This window comes from Streptomyces subrutilus (assembly GCF_008704535.1).
Taxonomy (GTDB): Bacteria; Actinomycetota; Actinomycetes; order Streptomycetales; family Streptomycetaceae; genus Streptomyces; species Streptomyces subrutilus.
This window is the reverse complement of sequence record NZ_CP023701.1, coordinates 1630594-1649931: the sequence shown is the minus strand read 5'-3', so window position 1 is coordinate 1649931 and position 19338 is coordinate 1630594. Positions and strand designations below refer to the sequence as shown.

Genomic DNA, 19338 nt, shown 5'->3' with positions numbered 1-19338 from the left:
ATGAGCACGTACCGGGACTTCACGCTCGCCCACCGGGGGGCGGCGCGGGGCACCGTCCTGCGGACCATCGGGACCCGTGAGCGCCGGTCGCACCTGACCGCACCGCGCGTCCCGACCGTCGGCATCGACATCGGCGGCACCAAGGTGATGGCGGGCGTCGTCGACGCCGACGGGATCATCCTGGAGAAGATCCGCACCGAGACGCCCGACAAGTCCAAGAGCCCGAAGGTCGTCGAGGACACCATCGTCGAGCTGGTGCTGGACCTGTCCGACCGGCACGACGTGCACGCGGTCGGCATCGGGGCGGCCGGCTGGGTCGACGCCGACCGCTCCCGGGTCCTCTTCGCACCGCACCTGGCCTGGCGCGACGAGCCGCTGCGCGACGCGCTCCAGTCCCGGCTCGCGGTCCCCGTCATGGTGGACAACGATGCCAACACGGCCGCCTGGGCCGAGTGGCGCTTCGGCGCCGGGCGCGGCGAGGACCACCTCGTCATGATCACGCTCGGCACCGGCATCGGCGGGGCCATCCTGGAGGGCGGCCAGGTCAAGCGCGGCCGCTACGGGGTCGCCGGCGAGTTCGGCCACATGCAGGTCGTCCCCGGCGGGCACCGCTGCCCCTGCGGCAACCGCGGCTGCTGGGAGCAGTACAGCTCCGGCAACGCCCTGGTCCGCGAGGCCCGCGAGCTCGCGGCCGCCGACTCCCCGGTCGCGCACGACATCATCGCCAAGGTCGGCGGGAACGTGCAGGAGATCACCGGGCCGCTCATCACCGAGCTGGCCCGCGAGGGCGACGCCATGTGCGTCGAACTGCTCCAGGACATCGGCCAGTGGCTCGGCGTCGGCATCGCCAACCTCGCCGCCGCCCTCGACCCCTCCTGCTTCGTCATCGGCGGCGGCGTCAGCGCCGCCGACGACCTGCTGATCGGCCCGGCCCGCGACGCCTTCCGCCGCCACCTGACCGGCCGCGGCTACCGCCCCGAGGCCCGCATCGCCAAGGCCCAGCTCGGCCCCGAGGCCGGCATGGTCGGCGCCGCCGACCTCTCCCGGCTCGTCGCCCGCCGCTTCCGCCGCGCCACCCGCCGGCGCGTCGAGCGGTACGAACGCTACGCACAGCTGGGCCGGCGCGACGCCGCCGGCCCCGAGGACCGGGACCAGCAGTGACACCGCCCCCCACCCTGCCCCACCAGGCCCCCGCCCCCGACGACGGGGGCAGGGCGCCCGGACCCCCGGCCGAGGACCGCAGGCACGTGGTCCGGCGCCGCTGGGTCACCGCGATCATCATCCTGCTGCTGGTCGGCGTCCCCGCCGGCTACCTGGCCGTCTCCGCCCAGCAGAGCCGCCAGAGCGGCCGGGACAAGGCGGCCAAGGTCGGCGCGACCGAGGTGCGCCCCGGCTGGCCCTCCAAGGTGCAGCGCAGCATCTACGAGGTGCCCATCCCGCCGGAGGCCTGGCGGGTGGGATTCCTGGAGACCAACAACTGGCGCACCAGCCGGCTGTACATCCAGTTCGCCGTCACCCCCGACCAGCTGGACGTGTTCCTGTCCTCCGTCGGCGTCGACCGGGCCGGGCTGACCCCCGGCGTCTCCATCTCCGCGCACGACACCGAGGTCGCCGGGTGGAAGTGGAAACCCCGGTCCCGCTGGTACGGCACGACGCTGGAGCAGCAGGGCCCGCGCCCGACCCGGGACATCACCGTCGACCTCACGGAACCGCGGATCGCCCGCGTCTACGTGGTGTCCACGACCACGCCGTAGGCGCGACCGGCCGGCGGACCCGGGGGAGCGGACCCGCGCGGCCGGGCCGGCCGGCGCTAGCCTTGGATCATGAAGCTCACCAAGCGGCTGCACTCCTGCGTCCAACTGGAGAAGGACGGGCGCACGCTCGTCATCGACCCGGGCGCCTTCAGCGAACCGGACGCGGGGCTCGGGGCGGACGTCCTGCTGGTCACGCACGAACACCCCGACCACTTCGAGGAGGGCCGGCTGCGGGCCGCCCTCGACGCGAACCCGGCCGCCGGGCTGTGGACCCTGGACAGCGTCGCCCGGCTGCTCGCCCCCGCCTACCCGGGCCGGGTCCACACCGTGGGCCACGGGGACGCCTTCACCGCGGCCGGCTTCGAGGTCGCGGTCCACGGCGAGCTGCACGCGGTCATCCACCCGGACATGCCGCGGGTCACGAACGTCGGCTACCTCGTGGACGGCTCGGTCTTCCACCCCGGAGACGCGCTCACCGTGCCCGGGGTGCCCGTGGACACCCTGATGCTCCCGGTGCACGCCCCCTGGAACAAGATCGCCGAGGTGATCGACTACGTCCGCGAGGTCGCCCCGCGCCGGGCCGTCGACATCCACGACGCCTACCTCGCCGACCTCGCCCGGCCGATCTACGACCGGGCGCTGGAGAGCCTCGGCGGCGCCGACCACGCCCGACTCACCGCCGGCGCCAGCACCGAACTGTGACTGTCGGTGCCAGGCGATAGGTTGGCACCCATGCGTATCGCCACGTACAACGTCAACTCGATCACGGCCCGGCTGCCGCGCCTGCTCGCCTGGCTGGAGAGCTCCGGCACGGACGTCCTGTGCGTCCAGGAGACCAAGTGCTCCGCGGAGCAGTTCCCCCACGACGAGCTGCGCGAGCTCGGCTACGAGTCGGCCGTCAACGCCACCGGCCGGTGGAACGGCGTCGCCCTTCTCTCCAAGGTCGGCCTGGAGGACGTGGTCACCGGTCTGCCGGGCGGGCCCGACTACGAGGGCGTCCAGGAGCCCCGCGCGATCTCCGCGACCTGCGGCGGGGTCCGCGTCTGGTCGGTGTACGTGCCCAACGGCCGCGAGGTGGAGCACGACCACTACGGCTACAAGCTGGGCTGGTTCCGCGCCCTGGCCGCCGCCGTGGCCGAGGACGCGGCCGGTCCGCGCCCCTTCGCGGTCCTCGGCGACTTCAACGTGGCCCCGACCGACGAGGACGTCTACGACCCGGCCGTCTTCGCCGGCGCCACCCACGTGACCCCCGCCGAGCGCGCGGCCCTGGAGGAGCTGCGGGCCGCGGGCCTCTCCGACGTGTTCCCCCGCGCCCTCAAGTACGACCGCCCGTACACCTTCTGGGACTACCGCATGCTCGCCTTCCCGAAGAACCGGGGCATGCGCATCGACCTGGTCTACGGGAACGAGCCCTTCACCAAGGCCGTCACCGACGCCTACGTGGACCGCGAGGAGCGCAAGGGCAAGGGCGCGTCCGACCACGCACCGGTCGTGGTGGACCTCGACCTCGACCGGTAGCGGCGGCCCCGGGGGCGCGGACCGATCCGGGCCGACCGGTCAGGCGCGCCCTGTGGTCAGCGACGGTTCCTGGTGCGAGTCTGGACGGTATGAACATCCCCTTCCTGGGCCACTGGCTGAACCGACACGAAACGGAACAGGGCGCGGGGCTCGCCGCCGCCCTCGCGGACGACCCCGAGGGCATCGCCGAGCTGTTCTCCGAGTGCGAGATGCTGCGCGTCCAGGCGAGGTCGGACGGGCTCGAACTCGACGGGAGCCGGGCCTCGTTGGAGGCCCTCGACCAGCTGATGCCGCGCTGGCGCCGGGACCCCGAGATCGTGCCGTGGCTCGGCAACGACGCGGGCTTCTACCTCGGTACGGTGATCGTCCGTACCGTCCCGGGCGCCGGCTGGCAGGTCTGGCCGAACGGCCAGCCGGTGATCCGGCTGGCCTCGGGCCGCGAACTGAACGTGATCGAGTCCGGGGTCTCCTGGGCGATGACGGGCTCACCCGAGCTCAGCCAGGCCTACGCCGAGGCCTCCGAGGGCTGAGCCCCGGCCTCCGCACCGGGTGCGTCGCCGGGCCCGCCGGACCGCGGCCGCCCCCCGTCCTCCCGCAGCGCCGCCTCCCGCAGCGCCGCCTCCCGCAGCGCCGCCTCGCGCACCGCCCGGACCACCTCCGATCCGGACAGCGCCCGCGACATGCGGACGAGACCCGCGCTGGTGCGGGGGGAGGCGAGCAGGGCCCGGCCCGCCGGGTGCTCCGCGGCCGTCGGCGCGCGGCCGCCCGCGTCCCCGGCCCACACGACCACGGCGTGCGCCAGGGCGGCGGCATCGGCGACGGCCGCGGCCTCGTCGGCCGAGGGCGCGGTCTTGAGCGCCTCGTGCAGCGCGGCCTCCCGGAGCCCCGGGTCGAGGTACGGGTTGACGGCGAGGATGCCGTCGTGGATCTCCGATTCCGTCTGGATGACGCGGACTTCGATCGGCGTCCAGCGGCCGCCGGCCGGGCCGATGCCGCGTCCGGTCGCCGCGCGCAGCTCCCGCCAGGCCGGCTGGAGCCGGTGGTAGCGCCGCCACAGGCCCAGGTGGTCGGTCAGCCGCTGGGACAGCAGCGGCAGGACCAGGCCGAGGCCGATCAGCAGCGCGGACACGGCCGCGACCGGTGGTGCGATCGGCCAGCTCAGGTGGTCCAGGTCGCGACCGGCCCAGCGGGCGCCCACCGCCGTGAACTTCAGGGCGTCGTAGACCAGGTTGAGCAGGTAGCCGATGACGATGAGGACGAGCCCGGCGCGCAGCGGTCCGCGCACCAGCCGCGCCCAGCGCGTGCAGAGGAAGGTCATCAGCAGGGCGGTCGTGGTGTGCGCCGCCAGGTAGAGGACGATCATCTCGCGGATGTACGGGGTGGACGCGTAGTAGGTGTCCAGGTCGGTCAGCCGCTCCACCGGAGCGTCCCCCAGGACGAACAGGGCGTTGATCGCGACGATCACCGCGACGGTGGCGGCGTGGCAGCGCCGGGACCAGCGCGCCGCCCGACGCGCGTCGTCGGGACCGCTGCTCCAGCGGATCACGAGGACCAGATTGGCGCCGGAGAAGGCGGTCAGCACGGTGTACACGACCGGTGCGGCCGCGTTCGCGACGCCCGTGACGCGGTTGACGGCGGCGATCGAGGGGACCGCGGCCACGGCGAAGACCGCGGCGGCCACGAAGAGCAGGACGCACACGGAGCGCAGCAGTTCGTCGCCGGGGTTGCGGCGCAGGGCCGGCAGCTTCAGGCAGCCGGCCAGCAGCAGGAGGGCGCCGGGGACGTAGAAGCCGACGCCGTTGGGATCGTTCACGGGGCGGCCCGCGGGGCCGGGCGGGGGGTCGGGATCACGGCCGGTGCTCGTCCAGGATGACGTCCATCAGGGCCTGCATGTTGGCCAGCGTCTCGGGCGCCCCGCGAAAGGCGACCCGCCGGAGCCGGTGCTTCTCCTTCAGCTCCCGCAGCCCGGCCAGCTGCCTGGCCTGTTCGCCCTCCAGCCGTTCCCGCAGGGCGCGGTCCAGGGCCTGGGACGGGGTGGCCGTCAGGAAGCCGCGCGGCACCCCGAACAGGTCCTCGATGCGGGCCGCGTGCTCCAGCTTCGGCACCTTGCGCCCCTTGAGGAGCTCGCCGACCCACTGGGGCGTCACGCCCGTCCCCTCGGCGATCTCGGCCTTGGTGCGGCGCGCTCCGTCCGGGCCCGGACGGGTGGCGCGGAGGAACTCCAGCCGCTGGGCGACCTGCTGCTGGAAACCCGTCTGCGGAAGCTCCCGGCGGCTCAGCCCGGCGCGGACGGCGGCGACCGCCAGGCCGGTGCTGAAGGAGAGCGCGCCGGGATCGAGGACCTCGTCCCAGTCGAGCTCCGCTTCCTCGATCAACTCTTCAAGGAGGGCCAAGCTCTTGAGGTGGGGATCGACCTCGCCGGTCACGGACTCTCCTGGCGGGTTGGCGGGGTTGGGCGGCGGGTGCGGCGCGGGGTGCGGCGGCCGGCGCGTGCGCCGCCGGTACGGCCACTAGACCAGACCGGCGATCGATTCCACAACCGAAACGTTCGTGGAGCGGGGTCCGGAGGCCGTCGGGGGCGCCGCTGGCGGGGCAGCGGACCGGGGCCGGGCCGCGCGGGGCCCGAAACGATCGTTTCATCCCGTGAACCGTCCGTGGCATGCGGCCGGAGCCGGGCCCACCGGACCCGATGGGGTTTATGCCCTCTTTAGGCGTGTCGAGGTGAAGTGCCCTTGCCCGGCTGGATAGTTTGCGCTGACCTCGACACCGACAAGTGGGCAGGGCAGCGCATGGCCGTCGATCCGTTGATCGAGCTGCGGGACGTCAACAAGCACTTCGGGCGGTTGCACGTCCTCCAGGACATCAACCTCACCGTCGGCCGCGGGGAGGTGGTGGTGATCATCGGCCCCTCCGGTTCCGGGAAATCGACCCTGTGCCGGACGATCAACCGACTGGAGACCATCGAGTCCGGAACGATCAGACTCGACGGCAGACCGCTGCCCGACGAGGGCCGAGACCTCGCCCGGCTGCGCGCCGAGGTGGGCATGGTCTTCCAGTCCTTCAACCTCTTCGCGCACAAGACCGTCCTCGCCAACGTCTCGCTCGCCCAGATGAAGGTGCGCGGACGCAAGCGCGACGAGGCGGAGAAGCGCTCCCGGGAGCTCCTGGAGCGCGTCGGCCTCGCCGACCAGGCCGCCAAGTACCCGGCCCAGCTCTCCGGCGGCCAGCAGCAGCGCGTGGCCATCGCCCGCGCCCTCGCCATGAGCCCCAAGGCCCTCCTCTTCGACGAGCCCACGTCCGCGCTCGACCCGGAGATGATCAACGAGGTGCTGGAGGTCATGCAGCAGCTGGCCGCCGAGGGCATGACCATGGTCGTGGTCACCCACGAGATGGGCTTCGCCCGCTCCGCCGCCAACCGCGTCGTGTTCATGGCCGACGGGAAGATCGTCGAGGACCGGACCCCGGAGGCGTTCTTCACGGCTCCCGAGAGCGACCGGGCCAAGGACTTCCTCTCCAAGATCCTGAAGCACTGAGGGCGGACCGATGCGAAACCCCCGCACCCTGGCGCTCGCGCTGCTGCTGCTCGCGGCGGCCCTCTTCGGCTGCGGCCGCTCCGGCAGCCCCCCGGTCAAGGGCCCCCAGCCCGAGGACCTCCCCGTGTACCGGGTCGACACCGCCTTCCGGCTCCCCGACTCACCGACCTGGGAGCGGGCCAGGCGCCGCGGCCACCTGGTGGTCGGGGCCAAGGAGGACCAGCCGTACATGGGGGAGAAGGACCCCGCCAGCGGCCGCTACTCCGGCTTCGACATCGAGATCGCCAAGATGATGTCGGCCTCCCTGGGCTTCGACCCCAAGACCATCGAGTTCAAGACCATCGCCTCCGCCAACCGCGAGACGGCCCTGCAGAACGGGCAGATCGACTACTACGTGGGCACCTACACCATCAACGACAACCGCAAGAAGCAGGTCGGCTTCGCCGGGCCCTACTACATGGCCGGCCAGTCCCTGCTGGTCCGCAAGGACGAGAAGGGCATCGACGGCCCCGGCGACCTCGCGGGCAAGAAGGTCTGCTCGGCCGCCGGCTCCACCCCCTACCAGCGGCTCCAGAAGGACTTCCCCGAGGCGGTCCTCGTCGCCTACGACACCTACTCCGTCTGCGTGGACAACCTGCTCACCTACCAGGTCGACGCCGTCTCCACCGACGACTCCATCCTCCTCGGCTACGCCGCCAAGGTCCCCGACGAGCTCAAGGTCGTCGGCAGGCCCTTCTCGAAGGAGCCCTACGGCATCGGCGTCCCGCGCGGCGACAACGCGCTGCGCTTCGCCCTCGACGACGCCCTGGCGGCGCAGGAGAAGAACGGCAACTGGAAGAAGGCCTACGAGGCCACGCTCGGCCTGTCCGGCCAGAGCGCTCCCACGCCCCCCGCCATCGACCGCTACCCGGCGAGCTGAGGGAGAGGGCACCGCCATGGACGTACTGACCGACAACTTCGCCCTCTACGGCAAGGGCTTCCTCGGCACGGTCCAACTGACCGTCTACGCCTCCCTGCTCGCCCTGGTCCTCGGCTTCGTGATGGCCTCCTTCCGGGTCGCGCCCATCGGCTCCCTCCGGGTCCTGGGCACCGTGTGGGTCACCGTGCTGCGCAACACCCCCCTGACCCTGCTCTTCTTCGCCGTGCTGCTGGGCCTGCCCCGCTTCGGGCTCGTCCTGCCGTTCCAGCTCTTCGCCGTCCTCGCGCTCGGCTGCTACACCTCCGCCTTCATCTGCGAGGTGCTGCGCTCGGGCATCAACACCGTGCCCAAGGGCCAGGGCGAGGCGGCCCGCTCGCTGGGCATGTCCTTCGGCCAGACGCTGGGCACCGTCGTGCTCCCGCAGGCCTTCCGCTCCGTCATCCCGCCCGTCGGCTCCACGCTGATCGCGCTCGCCAAGAACTCCGCCATCGCCGGCGCGTTCAGCGTCACCGAGCTGCTCGGCACGTACAAGACCCTCAACGAGCTGGGTTACAGCATCATCTGGACCTTCGTCTGGATCGCCGTGGGCTACCTGATCATCACCCTGTCCATCAGCCTGCTCTTCCACGTGCTGGAGAAGCGCTTCGGAGTCGCCCGATGACCGCGCACGCGCTGCACGGTGACATGGAGTCCACCGCCCTCTACGACATCCCCGGCCCGCAGGCCCGCCGCCGGCACCTGCTGTACGGGATCGCCTCCACGGTGCTGATCCTCGCCCTGCTCGGCTGGCTGCTCTACCTGCTCTTCGACACCGACCAGTTCACCGCCGCCAAATGGAGCCCCTTCACGTACAAGGGCATCCAGGAGCTGCTGCTCAAGGGCCTGGGCAACACCCTCAAGGCCTTCGCCTACGCCTCGGTGCTCTCGCTCCTGCTGGGCGCGGTGCTCGCCACCGGGCGGCTGTCGGTCCACCGGCCGGTGCGCTGGCTGGCCACCCTGTGCGTGGAGTTCTTCCGCGCGATGCCGGTGCTGGTGATGATCTTCTTCATCTTCGTGGCGCTGAAGGTCCAGCCGCTGCCCGCCCTGGTGGCCGGACTGACGCTCTACAACGGCTCGGTGCTCGCCGAGGTGTTCCGCACGGGCGTCAACTCCGTGGAGCGGGGCCAGCGCGAGGCGGCGTACGCGCTGGGCATGCGCAAGACCCAGGTGATGACCCACGTCCTCGCCCCGCAGGCGGTCCGGGCCATGCTGCCCACCATCATCAGCCAGCTGGTCGTCGCCCTGAAGGACACCTCGCTCGGCTACCTGATCACCTACGAGGAGTTCCTGCACGCGGGCAAGCTGATCGCCTCGAACCTCGACTACGACCTGCCCTTCATCCCGGTCGTGATGATCATCTCGCCCGTGTACATCGGCATGTGCATGCTGCTGTCCTGGTTCGCCACCTGGGTGGCGCGCCGCCAGCGCCGCAACCCCAAGGTCGAGGGCGCCGCGGCGGTGCCCGCCGATCCGGCGGCGCTGCTGCCGGGCGAGATCTAGGCTCCCAGGAGCCCGCCACCCCGCCCGGCGGCAGCCGTGGATCACTGCTCGCGCAGCGGTACCGAGACGTACGACGGATCGGTGCGCGGCGAGGAGAAGGTCAGCTGCGCGCCGGAGGGGTTGTGCTCGATGTAGAGCGGGTCGACGGTGTCGACGACGAGGGCGAGCCGGTGGCCGGCGGGTACGTCGTAGGCGGTGGAGAAGAGCTCCAGGTCCACTCCGAAGGACTGGTTCGGGGTCTTGCCGTGGAAGGTGTACGGGGCGTTGCTGACGAGCTTGCCGACACCGAGCGGGCCCACGTCGTACAGGTAGGCGACGAAGGTGCCGTCCCCCTTGGTCGGAGTCACGGTGGTGTGCAGCCGGACCGTGCCGCGGACGCGGCGGGCCTCGGTGTGGCGCTCTGACTGCCAGACGGCGGCGAAGGCGCGGGGGAGGAGGGGGACGGAGACGGCCGGGGGCGTCTTCAGGAACTGGTCGAGGAGGTTGGTGAGCAGCAGGATCCCGCCGTTGGCACCCGAGTCGACGTTGGCGTACACGCGCTGGCTGTCGGCCAGGGCGAGCCGCTCGGAGCCGCCGGCGCCCACCGCCCGCCAGTCGGCGTAGCCCTCGTACCCGGCGTCGCTGCGCGACTTGATCTGTACCGGGGCCTCGGTGTCGATGCCGTTGCGCTCGCCCTTGAGGTAGCGGTCGAACCAGCGGTGGGCGCTCGTCCAGGTGTCGTTGGGCAGGCCGAGCAGGCCGGTGCCCTCGGCGGTCGCGTGGTCGCCGGGGCGGAACTCCAGGCGCTTGGGACCGGTCAGCCCCTCGTAGAACTTCGCGTACTGGTTGGGCGGGAAGATGGTGTCGCCCCACGCGTTGCCGAGGAAGACGGCGGCGCCGTTGGCGTTGATCCGGTCCAGCTGGGCGGCCGGGGAGCGCGTACGTCCCCAGTCGATCATCGCCTGCTCGTTCTCCAGCTTCGAACCGAGGAAGTCGCCGAGGATCCGCTGGAGTTCGGTTCCGGGGCGGCCGGTGAGGTAGCCGGCGGCGCCGAGCATTCCCGCGGCCTGGAGGTGCTGGGTGCGGCCCGAGTAGATGGACTCGATCAGGTCGGCCCAGCCGCTCATCGCGACCACGGCCTTGATCCGGCTGTCGTGGGCGGAGGCCATCAGGCTGATGCCCGCGCCGTACGAGACCCCGCCGAGGCCGATGCGTCCGGGGTCGGCGGGGGTGTGGGCGAGGGCCCAGTCGATGACGGCGGACACGTCGGCGACGTCCGGCGGCCCGGCCACCTCGATCTGTCCGCCCGAGAGCCAGAAGCCGCGGGAGGTGTAGCTGACCACGACGTAGCCGGCGTCGGCGAGCTTCCTGGCCTGGACGACGTATTCGATCTGCGGCAGGCCCCAGCTGGTCGGCAGCACGATCAGGGGGTAGGTCCGGCCGGGTTCGGCGCCGGCCGGGGTGAAGACGTTGCCCTTCAGGGTGATGCCGCCGGAGCCGGGGATGTCGTGGAACCGCAGCTCCGGCGAGGCGGCGTGAGCGTTCGCCGGGGCCGGGGCGGGTGCGGCCGCGGCCGCGGGGGCCGCCTGGGCCTGGTGGGGGGCCAGGCCCAGGGCGGCTGCCGCCAGCAGGGCGGCCACCGCCGCGGCGGTGGTGGTGCGTTGCATCGATCGCTCCTCGCGTACGCCGGGGTGTCGAAGTGACCCGAAGGTAACGGGAGCGGGTTACTGGAAGTAACCCGTCGGTAAGTTACGTGGTGGTAACAGTTGAACGAGAGTCAGTCGGGTGCGCAGGGGCCCGGGTCGGCCGGTGGGCGGGTCATGTGGGCCGTTTCCGCAGGCGGTTGGTGCGTGGCGGGCCGTCGCGCGTGCTAGTTTGTGAGCGATCGTTCAACTACAAGGAGCCGCGATGGGGCGCAGACAGGTCTGGGACCAGGACGAGGTGCTGGCCTCCGCCATGGGGCTGTTCCGGCGCCGCGGGTACCTCGGCGCCTCGCTCCGCGACCTCGAAGAGGCGACCGGAATGCACCCGGGCAGCCTGTACCGGGCGTTCCACAGCAAGGAGGGGCTGTTCAGCGCCGCGCTGGACGCCTACAACGAGCGGGTGGTGGAGAGCAGGGTCCGCGTCCACCTGCGGGACGCGCCGGACCCCGTGGCCGGGATCCGCTCGTTCTTCACCTCGGCCTTCGAGGGCGCCGCGGGGCCCGAACCGGACCCCGGGTGCCTGCTCACCAACAGCGCGGTGGAGTCCTTCACGGTTCCGCAGGCGGCGCCGGGCGTGCGCCGGGGGCTGGAGGCGATCGAGCACGGCTTCGCCGACGCGCTGACGCGCGCCCGTGCCCGGCGGCTCCTGCCCGCCGAACTCGACGTCGAGGAGTCGGCCGTCCGGCTCCTCGCGCTCTACCAGGGCCTGCTGGTGCTCGTCCGCTCCGGTACGGGCACCGCCAAACTGCACGCCGTCACCGACGGGGCGCTGACATCGATCGGTGCCGCGCCGGCGCGACGGTCGGTCACCACCGGGCAATCCGAAGAGAAGGAACAGCGATGAGCGAACGACGGAAACTCTGGGACGACTACGCCGCGTGCTGGTCGGCCGATCCCTCGATACGGCCCACCGCGCTCGGCGCGGTCGCGGTCGACGACGTGGCCTACCGGGACCCGGGGACCGAAGTCGGCAGCCGGGCGGAACTGGACGCGTACATGAGCGGCTTCGCCGGCGCGTTCCCCGGGCACCGGTTCCGGATCGACGAGGTGCTCGACCACCACGACCGGTCACTGGCCCGCTGGACGCAGGTCGGCCCGGACGGCGAGCCCTTCATGACGGGCGTGAGCAGCGCGGTGCACCGCGACGGCCTCCTCGCCGACGTGACCGGCTTCTTCCTCCCCGCCTGACGGCCCGGACCGGCCGGGCACCGCGCGGGCGTGCGGTGCCCGGCCGGTCGCGTCGCGCCGGCCGCCGGGCCGGGCGGCGCGATCCGGCCGACCGCCGCGCCGGCCGGTCAGCCGTTCTGCGCGCCCGCGGCCAGTGCGCTCTTGGTCTTCCACTCGTCCCACGAGAGGTTCCACTCGCCGTAGCCGTTGCCCAGCGGCGCGTTGCCCTTGGATCCCGAACCGACCACCTCGAAGGGGTCGCCGACCTGGACCTTCGCGTAGAAGTCGGCGGCGTCGGAGGTGCTCATGCCCACACAGCCGGAACTGGTGTTGGCGCGCCCGAAGTTGGCGGTGTTCCACGGCGCGGCGTGCACGTACATGCCCGACCAGGTCAGCCGCATCGAGTAGTCGACCATCTTGTCGTAGGAGTCGCCCAGACCCACGGTCTGCGAGTCCATCCGGATGGTGCCCTCCTTCGACATCAGCACCATCTTCCCGGACCACGAGGCCTTCTGGCCGCCCGGGGTGCCGGCCGACACGGGGATCGTCTCGACCACCTGGCCGTCCTCGGTCACCTTCATCTTCCGGGTGTCCAGGCTGACCTCCATCCGGCGGTCCTTGCCCACCTTGAACTCGGTGGTGTAGTCGCGGGCGAAGAGGCCGCCGCCCTTCCCGGAGTCCACCCCGTTCAGGTTCATGTCCACCTTCACGTCGGTGCCGGACTTCCAGTACTCCTTGGGCCGCCAGTCGATCCGGTCGCTGCCCGAGTAGTCCTTGAACCAGCCCCAGGAGCCCTCGGTGCCGTTCGAGGTGGTGACCTTCAGGGCCTTCTCCACCTCGGCCTTGTTCGCCACCGGGTTGTCGAAGACGACGGAGACCGGCATGCCCACGCCCACCGTGCTGCCCTTGGGTACGTTGATCTTGAGCTTGTTCACCTTGTCGGCGGCCGAGGTGGCGAACCGGGTCGAGGCGCTCTGGCTGTCGGTGTTCTGCGCCTCGACCGCGTAGTCGGTGCCGGGAGCGGCATTGCGCTCGGAGGTCCAGGTGCGGGCGTCGTCGGATATCTTCCCCGGCAGCTCCCCGCCCTTGGCGTCGGTCACCTTCACCAGCGCCAGCTTCCCCTCGGCGAGGGTCACCGTGACCGGCTCGCCGGCCTTCACCCGGTCACCCGTGAGGTTCACCGAAACCGCCATGTCCGGCTTCTTCTTCATCTCCGCCGCGCCGCCCGCGCCGGCGGCTCCCGAACCGCCCCCGCACGCGGTCAGGGTGGCGGCGAGGAGCGCGGTCCCCGCGAGGGCGGCGTGGCGGACCCGTCGACGGGACAGGGCGGTACGGCTGCTGCGGCTCAACGAAAACCCCTCCGAAGTAATGATCGTTCGCAAATAGAGAGCGAGCACGACGACTTTAGGTTGCGCATTCGGCGGAAAAGGTCCCCTTTTCCGGTGTGACGTCGACCGCAGCGAAACGGTCATCGTCCGGTCACAATCGCCGCGCGCCGCGGTCACGGTCCGCTGTGAGAGTCCTCTGCGACACCACCCGGACGCAACGGAAGGCCGACAGTCGTGTGCGCACTGCTCGTGAACCCCGCCCAGCAGGCCCAGGAACAGCACCGCACCCCATCCGGCGAGCACGGCCGGGACGGGCGCCGGGAGCGCGAGTCCGTGGTCCGGCCGCTGTCCGCCCCCGAGTACCGGGCGTTCCTCTCCCGCCACCGCGGGGCCAGCTTCCTGCAGTACCCGTCGTGGGCGCGGGTGAAGGACCTGTGGCGCGCGGAGACCCTCGGATGGCACGACGGCGACGGGGTCACCACGGGCGCCGGGCTCGTTCTCTATCGCCAATTGCCCGGTACCCGCAAATACTTCGCCTACCTTCCCGAAGGCCCCGTCGCCGACTGGTCCGACCCGCACGTCGACCGCTGGCTGACCCCGCTCCTGCGGCACCTGCGCTCCGCGGGCGCCTTCGCCGTCCGGATCGGCCCCACCCCCGCCTACCGGCGCTGGGACGCGGCCACCGTCAAGTCCGCGACCGGCCCCGGCCGGCAGATCTCCGACGTGCTCGCCACGGAGGTGGACGCGGTCGGCGCCGCCCTCGCCGACCGGCTGCGCACCCGCGGCTGGAAGCGCTGCGGCGGCGAGGACGACGGCGACGCCCAGCCCCGCCACGTCTTCCGGGTCCCGCTCGCCGGCCGGTCCGCCGACGACCTGTGGGCCGGCCTGAACCAGGAGTGGCGGCGCAACGTCCGCAAGGCCGAGAAGGCCGGGGTGCGGACCTTCCTGGGCACGGCCGCCGACCTGCCCGAGTTCTACCGGCTGCTGTGCGTCACCGAGGAGCGCGACGGCTTCCGGCTCGGCCGCTCCCTCGCGTACTACGAGCGGCAGTACGCGGCCCTCAACGCGGAGGAGCCCGGCCGGATGCGGCTCTACCTGGGCGTCCACCGGGGCGAGGTGCTCGCCGCCCACACCATGGTCGTCGCCGGCGGCCGGGTCTGGTACCAGACCGGCGCCTCCGCCGACCACCGCCGCGAGGTCCGCCCCAGCAACGCCCTGCAGTGGCGGATGCTGTGCGACGCCCATGCCCTGGGCGCGGACGAGTACGACATGCGCGGGGTACCCTCCACCCTTGACCCCGACGAACGCGCGTTCGGGCTGCTGCGCTGGAAGCTCGGCACCGGCGGGCAGGTCGTCGAGACGCTCGGCGAATGGGAGACCCCGATGGACGGATACGCCAACACGGCCCTCTACAAGGCCTTCCAGGCGTACCTGGCCCGCCGGTGAACCACGGTTCCCACACCCCCGCGGCCCCGCCCGCACCGGCCCCGCCCCCCTCCGCCGCGGCCCGCGCCGTCGCCCGGGACGCGGCCGCGCAGCCGACCGCCGCCGCGCCGGCCCGGGGATCGGTGCTGCGCAGCGGCGCCCTGATGGCGGCCGGGTCCCTGGTCTCCCGCGCCACCGGCTTCGTCCGCTCCGCGGTCGTCGTGGCGGCCCTGGGCACCGGACTGCTCGGCGACGGCTACGCCGTCGCCAACACCGTCCCGAACATCCTCTACATCCTGCTGGTCGGCGGCGCCCTGAACGCCGTCTTCGTCCCCGAACTGGTCCGCGCCGCCAAGGAGCACCGCGACGGAGGCGCCGCCTACACCGACCGGCTGCTGACCGCCTGCACCGCGGCCCTCGTGCTGCTCACCGCCGCGGCCGTCCTCGCCGCCCCGCTGATCGTCTCCGTCTACACCGGCTACAGCGGCGCCCAGGAGAGCACCACGGTGGCGCTCGCCCGCTACTGCCTGCCGCAGATCCTCTTCTACGGACTGTTCACCCTGCTCGGCCAGGTGCTCAACGCCCGCGGCCGGTTCGGCGCGATGATGTGGGCCCCCGTCCTCAACAACCTGGTGATCATCGGCGTCTTCGGGCTCTTCCTGTTCCTCTCCCACGACTCCGCGGACGGCCTCACCGCGGCCGACACCCGGCTGCTGGGCCTGGGCACCACCGCCGGCATCGTGGTGCAGGCGCTCGCCCTGGCCCCCTCCCTGCGCGCCGCCCGTTTCCGCTGGCGCCCCCGCTTCGACTGGCGCGGCAGCGGCCTCGGCCGGCCGCTGCGCAACGCGGGCTGGCTGGTCCTGCTCGTCCTGACCAACCAGCTCGCGTACTGGGTCGTCACCCGGCTCTCCACCGCCACCGGACAGCACGCCGTCGACGCCGGGCTGGCCGGCGGCGCCGGGTACACCGCCTACAGCAACGCCTACCAGCTGTGGATCGTCCCCCAGGGCATCGTCACCGTCTCCCTCGTCACCGCCCTGATGCCCCGGATGAGCTCCGCCGCCTCCGACGGCGACCTGGCCGCCGTCCGCCGGGACGTCTCGTACGCGCTGCGCTCCAGTGCCGCCCTCGTCGTGCCCGCGGCCGCCCTCTTCGCCGCCCTCGCCCCCTGGGTGATCGGCAGCGTCTTCGAGTACGGCCGCACCGGCCCCGCCGACATCGAGGTCATGGCGGGCATCCTCGCCGCCTTCGCCCCCGGCCTGATCGCGTTCTCCGCGCAGTACGTGCTCTCCCGCGGCTTCTACGCGCTCTCCGACACCCGCACCCCCTTCTTCCTCAACCTGGTGATCGCGGCCTCGAACGCGGCCCTCTCCGCGGCCGCCTACGTCCTGCTGCCCCCGCGCTGGGCCGTCACCGGCATGGCCGCCGCCTCCTCCGCCGCCTTCGTCGCGGGCGCCGCCGTGACCGCACGCACCCTCGCCCGCAGGCTCGGCCCGCGCACCGGCCCCCGCACCGGGCGCCGGGAGAGCGCCCTGCGGACCCACCTGCGGATGCTGGCCGCCTGCGTACCGGCGGGCGCCGCCGGGTACGCGGCAGCCCGCGCCGCGGACCCCCTGGGCAACCTCGCCGCGGCCGGCACGGGAACCGTCGCGCTCGCGCTCGTCGTCGTCCTCCTCGCCGGGCCGCTGCGGCTGACCGAGATCACCGACCTCCTGCACTCCCTGCGGCGCAAGACCGGCCGTAAGCAGGAGGAAGAGCACCGGACCGGCCGGGGATACTGAGCGGATGCCACGCGTACTGCTGATCGAGGACGACCCGTCCGTACGGGAGGGCGTGGGCCTCGGCCTGCGCCGCCGCGGCCACGAGGTGAGCGCCGCCGAGACCGGAGAGGCGGGACTCGCCCTGATGCGGTCCTTCCGCCCCGAGCTCGTCCTGCTCGACCTCATGCTGCCGGGGATCAACGGCGTCCAGGTGTGCCGCCGCATACGGGACACCAGCGAGGTCCCGATCATCATGCTGACCGCGCGCGGGGACGACTTCGACATAGTCGTCGGCCTGGAGGCCGGCGCCGACGACTACATCGTCAAACCCGCCCGCACCGAGGTCATCGAGGCCCGCATCAAGGCCGTGCTGCGCCGGCTCAGCGACCCCGCGGGCGGCCGCCCCGAGGTGGCCCACCACGGCGAACTGGCCATCGACCGCTCCGGACTGACCGTCGCCAAGAACGGCGAGCGGCTCGCCCTCGCCCCCAGCGAGCTCAAGCTCCTGCTGCACCTGTCGGCCTCGCCCGAGCAGGTCTTCTCCCGCCAGCAGCTCCTGGAATACGTGTGGGACCACAGCTACCACGCCGACGCCCGTCTGGTGGACGCCTGTGTCCGCCGCCTGCGCCACAAGATCGAGGACCCCGACCGCAGCCCCCGCTACATCCAGACCGTGCGCGGCTTCGGCTACCGCTTCGGTCCGCTGTAGGACGGCGCCGTGCGACGCATCGCCCCGCTGGGCCTGCGCACCCGGCTGATCGCGGCCTTCCTGCTGGTCGCCGCGATCTGCGCGGTGACCACCGCCGCCCTCACCTACCAGAAGGCGCGCAACGCGATCCTCAAGCAGACCCAGGACACGGCCGTGAGCAGCCTGCGGGAGCAGATCGAGCAGCAGACGACGAGGCTTCCGATGACCCAGGACCAGCTCCAGGCGGTCGTCACCGAACTCGGCAAGCGCGGCAAGCCGCACCCCTGGACGGTCTTCGGCGAGTACGGGTCCCTGCGCGCATCCAGTTCCTCCGCGGCCCCCTTCGGCCCGGTCACCGACACCCTGCGCCGGAAGGTCCGGGAGAACCGGTACGGAGCCTTCCAGCGGGTCGAGAACGGCTCCGGCGATCCCTACCTCACCATCGGCATCGCAGCGGTCTTCCCGCACGGCGGGGTCGCCGAGCCCACCGGCGCCGTCTACTTCGCCAGCGTGCCCCTGACCGACGAGAGCCGGACCGTCCAGGCGATGGTCGACGCAGCCAAGCAGGGCGCCGTCCCGGCCATCGCCCTCGCCGTCATCCCCGCCCTGCTGGCCGCCCGCAGCGTGCTGCGGCCCGTCCGCGACATGCGCCGGGCCGCCCAGCGGCTGGGTCTCGGCCGCCTCGACACCCGGATCGAGGTGCGCGGCGCCGACGAACTCGCCGGCCTCGCCCGCACCTTCAACGAGACCGCCCGCGCCCTGGAGCACTCGGTGGCCGAGCTGCGGGAGGCCGAGGTCCGGGCCCGGCGCTTCGCCTCCGACGTCTCGCACGAACTGCGCACCCCGCTCGCCGGGATGCTGGCCGTCACCGAGGTGCTCGACGAGGACGCCGAGCAGCTCGACCCGGACACCGCCAAGGCGCTGCGGCTGGTCAGCGCCGAGACCGGGAAGCTCGCCGTCCTGGTCGAGGACCTCATGGAGATCTCCCGCTTCGACGCCCGCGCCGCCGAGCTCAACCTGGACGACGTGGACCTCGCCGTGGCGGTGGGCAAGACCCTGGAGCGCCGCCACTGGGACGACGGCCGGGTCCGCACCGACCTGCCGCCCGGCGTCCGGGCCCGGCTGGACCCGCGCCGCTTCGACGTGGTCCTCGCCAACCTCGTCGGCAACGCCCTGCGGCACGGCGGCGCCCCGGTGCTGATCACCGTGCGGACCGGGCCGGGGGAGGACGGCGAACGGCTGCTCGTCGAGGTCGCCGACAGCGGACCGGGGATCGCCCCCGAGGTGCTGCCGCACATCTTCGACCGCTTCTTCAAGGCCGACGCGGCCCGCACCCGCTCCGCCGGCAGCGGCCTGGGCCTGGCCATCACCCTGGAGAACGTACGCCTGCACGGCGGCACGCTCCGGGCCGCCAACGGACCCTTCGGAGGAGCCGTGTTCACCCTCGACATGCCCCTGGAGGCCCACGCGTGAACGGCACCAGGGCGCTCGCCGCCGCGGCGGGAGCGCTGGGCACGCTGCTGCTCGCCGGCTGCGGCATCGCACCCACCGGTGTGATCGAGGCCGGCAGCGCCGCCCGGGTGGTGGTCCCCGGCTCCGCCGGTCCGGTCCTCTACTTCATCGCGCCGGAGGGCGACCGGCTGGTCCCGTACCCGCTGATGGCGGACGGCTACCGGCTCCCGCCGGGAGGCCTGGTCGCGCAACTGCTCGCCGGGCCGGGGAGCTCGGGGCGGTCGTCGGACCTCGGCACGGAGCTGCCCCGGATGCAGATCAAAGCGCTCGACGCGACGGCGGTGTCGTGGGCGGCGCCCGACGGGGTGCCCACGGTCACGGCCCGGCTGCCCATCGCGGTGGGCGGCCTCTCCGCGCTGGGCCGCGGCCAGCTGGTGTGCACGCTCGCCTTCGCCGGTGAGCCGGACACCCTCAGCCGGGTCGCCCTGATCGGTACCGACACCGCCCTGCCCGCCGACCGCTGCGACCTCCGGCGCTGACGCGGCCGGGCCGGCCGCGCTCTTGCGGGCGCCG

General features: G+C 72.7%; 20 protein-coding genes. 16 read left to right on the top strand and 4 right to left on the bottom strand.

From position 1 onward, the window contains the following. From CP968_RS07180 to CP968_RS07160, 5 genes are all read left to right on the top strand, one after another. The gene (locus CP968_RS07180; protein ID WP_150517198.1) at positions 1–1161 is read left to right on the top strand and encodes an ROK family glucokinase; all 1161 of its coding nucleotides are present in this window, start codon (positions 1–3) and stop codon (positions 1159–1161) included. Beyond that, on the top strand, positions 1158–1754 hold the full coding sequence (locus CP968_RS07175) for a hypothetical protein (RefSeq protein WP_229886070.1): 597 nt from the start codon (positions 1158–1160) through the stop codon (positions 1752–1754). The genes CP968_RS07180 and CP968_RS07175 overlap by 4 nt, the downstream gene beginning before the upstream one ends. 69 nt (positions 1755–1823) lie before the next feature. Beyond that, a complete protein-coding gene (locus CP968_RS07170) occupies positions 1824–2456 on the top strand; it encodes an MBL fold metallo-hydrolase (protein WP_150517197.1) in 633 nt (210 codons plus the stop codon). 30 nt (positions 2457–2486) lie between these two features. Beyond that, entirely contained in the window at positions 2487–3272 is a 786-nt protein-coding gene (locus CP968_RS07165; protein ID WP_150517196.1) for an exodeoxyribonuclease III, read from the top strand. A gap of 89 nt (positions 3273–3361) precedes the next feature. Next, the gene (locus CP968_RS07160; protein ID WP_150517195.1) at positions 3362–3802 is read left to right on the top strand and encodes a DUF6278 family protein; all 441 of its coding nucleotides are present in this window, start codon (positions 3362–3364) and stop codon (positions 3800–3802) included. Here CP968_RS07160 and CP968_RS07155 read toward each other — a convergent pair. Together CP968_RS07155 and CP968_RS07150 are read right to left on the bottom strand one after the other, a co-directional pair. Beyond that, positions 3778–5085 carry an MAB_1171c family putative transporter gene (locus tag CP968_RS07155; protein WP_189828855.1) on the bottom strand — a complete coding sequence of 436 codons (1308 nt, stop codon included), beginning with the start codon at positions 5083–5085 and terminating at the stop codon, positions 3778–3780. The genes CP968_RS07160 and CP968_RS07155 overlap by 25 nt on opposite strands. A gap of 34 nt (positions 5086–5119) precedes the next feature. After that, positions 5120–5698, bottom strand: coding sequence for a helix-turn-helix domain-containing protein (locus CP968_RS07150; RefSeq protein WP_150517194.1), 579 nt, complete (start codon positions 5696–5698; stop codon positions 5120–5122). Between the two features lie 363 nt (positions 5699–6061). Between CP968_RS07150 and CP968_RS07145 the strand changes: the two genes are divergently transcribed. Genes CP968_RS07145 through CP968_RS07130 form a run of 4 tightly spaced genes read left to right on the top strand, consistent with a single transcriptional unit; the run spans position 6062 to position 9263 of the window. Continuing rightward, a complete protein-coding gene (locus CP968_RS07145; RefSeq protein ID WP_150517193.1) occupies positions 6062–6805 on the top strand; it encodes an amino acid ABC transporter ATP-binding protein in 744 nt (247 codons plus the stop codon). A gap of 10 nt (positions 6806–6815) precedes the next feature. Further along, complete coding sequence (locus tag CP968_RS07140; RefSeq protein ID WP_150517192.1) at positions 6816–7724, top strand: glutamate ABC transporter substrate-binding protein; 909 nt, start codon at positions 6816–6818, stop codon at positions 7722–7724. A 16-nt stretch (positions 7725–7740) separates the two neighbouring features. Continuing rightward, positions 7741–8385, top strand: a complete 645-nt coding sequence (locus tag CP968_RS07135; RefSeq protein WP_150517191.1) for an amino acid ABC transporter permease — start codon at positions 7741–7743, stop codon at positions 8383–8385. Beyond that, positions 8382–9263: an amino acid ABC transporter permease gene (locus tag CP968_RS07130; protein ID WP_150517190.1), complete on the top strand. Its 882-nt coding sequence runs from the start codon at positions 8382–8384 to the stop codon at positions 9261–9263. Before CP968_RS07135 ends, CP968_RS07130 begins: the two co-directional genes overlap by 4 nt. A gap of 41 nt (positions 9264–9304) precedes the next feature. Here CP968_RS07130 and CP968_RS07125 read toward each other — a convergent pair whose 3' ends face one another. After that, positions 9305–10909, bottom strand: a complete 1605-nt coding sequence (locus tag CP968_RS07125; RefSeq protein WP_150517189.1) for a CocE/NonD family hydrolase — start codon at positions 10907–10909, stop codon at positions 9305–9307. Positions 10910–11150: 241 nt separating this feature from the next. On the opposite strand from CP968_RS07125, the gene CP968_RS07120 reads away from it, so the two are divergent. Together CP968_RS07120 and CP968_RS07115 are read left to right on the top strand one after the other, a co-directional pair. Then, positions 11151–11789, top strand: coding sequence for a TetR/AcrR family transcriptional regulator (locus CP968_RS07120; RefSeq protein ID WP_150517188.1), 639 nt, complete (start codon positions 11151–11153; stop codon positions 11787–11789). Next, a complete protein-coding gene (locus CP968_RS07115) occupies positions 11786–12133 on the top strand; it encodes a nuclear transport factor 2 family protein (protein WP_150517187.1) in 348 nt (115 codons plus the stop codon). The genes CP968_RS07120 and CP968_RS07115 overlap by 4 nt, the downstream gene beginning before the upstream one ends. 107 nt (positions 12134–12240) lie before the next feature. Here CP968_RS07115 and CP968_RS07110 read toward each other — a convergent pair whose 3' ends face one another. Then, complete coding sequence (locus tag CP968_RS07110) at positions 12241–13461, bottom strand: L,D-transpeptidase (protein WP_189828856.1); 1221 nt, start codon at positions 13459–13461, stop codon at positions 12241–12243. A 312-nt stretch (positions 13462–13773) separates the two neighbouring features. Here CP968_RS07110 and CP968_RS07105 point away from each other — a divergent pair, with 312 nt between their 5' ends. Genes CP968_RS07105 through CP968_RS07085 form a run of 5 tightly spaced genes read left to right on the top strand, consistent with a single transcriptional unit; the run spans position 13774 to position 19304 of the window. Then, positions 13774–14886, top strand: a complete 1113-nt coding sequence (locus CP968_RS07105) for a lipid II:glycine glycyltransferase FemX (protein WP_150521779.1) — start codon at positions 13774–13776, stop codon at positions 14884–14886. Continuing rightward, positions 14883–16646, top strand: a complete 1764-nt coding sequence (murJ, locus tag CP968_RS07100) for a murein biosynthesis integral membrane protein MurJ (protein ID WP_373304015.1) — start codon at positions 14883–14885, stop codon at positions 16644–16646. Before CP968_RS07105 ends, murJ begins: the two co-directional genes overlap by 4 nt. A gap of 4 nt (positions 16647–16650) precedes the next feature. Further along, a complete protein-coding gene (locus tag CP968_RS07095; protein ID WP_150517185.1) occupies positions 16651–17334 on the top strand; it encodes a response regulator transcription factor in 684 nt (227 codons plus the stop codon). 9 nt (positions 17335–17343) lie between these two features. Then, positions 17344–18786: an ATP-binding protein gene (locus CP968_RS07090; RefSeq protein WP_150517184.1), complete on the top strand. Its 1443-nt coding sequence runs from the start codon at positions 17344–17346 to the stop codon at positions 18784–18786. Beyond that, a complete protein-coding gene (locus CP968_RS07085) occupies positions 18783–19304 on the top strand; it encodes a hypothetical protein (RefSeq protein WP_150517183.1) in 522 nt (173 codons plus the stop codon). The genes CP968_RS07090 and CP968_RS07085 overlap by 4 nt, the downstream gene beginning before the upstream one ends. Positions 19305–19338 lie beyond the last annotated feature (34 nt).

Excerpts from the sequence above, each read along its gene's own strand:
- CP968_RS07130 (WP_150517190.1), top strand. The coding sequence starts at position 8,382 with ATGACCGCGCACGCGCTGCACGGTGACATGGAGTCCACCGCCCTCTAC.
- CP968_RS07165 (WP_150517196.1), top strand. The coding sequence starts at position 2,487 with ATGCGTATCGCCACGTACAACGTCAACTCGATCACGGCCCGGCTGCCG.
- CP968_RS07170 (WP_150517197.1), top strand. The coding sequence starts at position 1,824 with ATGAAGCTCACCAAGCGGCTGCACTCCTGCGTCCAACTGGAGAAGGAC.
- CP968_RS07125 (WP_150517189.1), bottom strand. The coding sequence starts at position 10,909 with ATGCAACGCACCACCACCGCCGCGGCGGTGGCCGCCCTGCTGGCGGCA.
- CP968_RS07140 (WP_150517192.1), top strand. The coding sequence starts at position 6,816 with ATGCGAAACCCCCGCACCCTGGCGCTCGCGCTGCTGCTGCTCGCGGCG.
- CP968_RS07160 (WP_150517195.1), top strand. The coding sequence starts at position 3,362 with ATGAACATCCCCTTCCTGGGCCACTGGCTGAACCGACACGAAACGGAA.
- CP968_RS07120 (WP_150517188.1), top strand. The coding sequence starts at position 11,151 with ATGGGGCGCAGACAGGTCTGGGACCAGGACGAGGTGCTGGCCTCCGCC.
- CP968_RS07145 (WP_150517193.1), top strand. The coding sequence starts at position 6,062 with ATGGCCGTCGATCCGTTGATCGAGCTGCGGGACGTCAACAAGCACTTC.
- CP968_RS07135 (WP_150517191.1), top strand. The coding sequence starts at position 7,741 with ATGGACGTACTGACCGACAACTTCGCCCTCTACGGCAAGGGCTTCCTC.
- CP968_RS07095 (WP_150517185.1), top strand. The coding sequence starts at position 16,651 with ATGCCACGCGTACTGCTGATCGAGGACGACCCGTCCGTACGGGAGGGC.
- CP968_RS07115 (WP_150517187.1), top strand. The coding sequence starts at position 11,786 with ATGAGCGAACGACGGAAACTCTGGGACGACTACGCCGCGTGCTGGTCG.
- CP968_RS07180 (WP_150517198.1), top strand. The coding sequence starts at position 1 with ATGAGCACGTACCGGGACTTCACGCTCGCCCACCGGGGGGCGGCGCGG.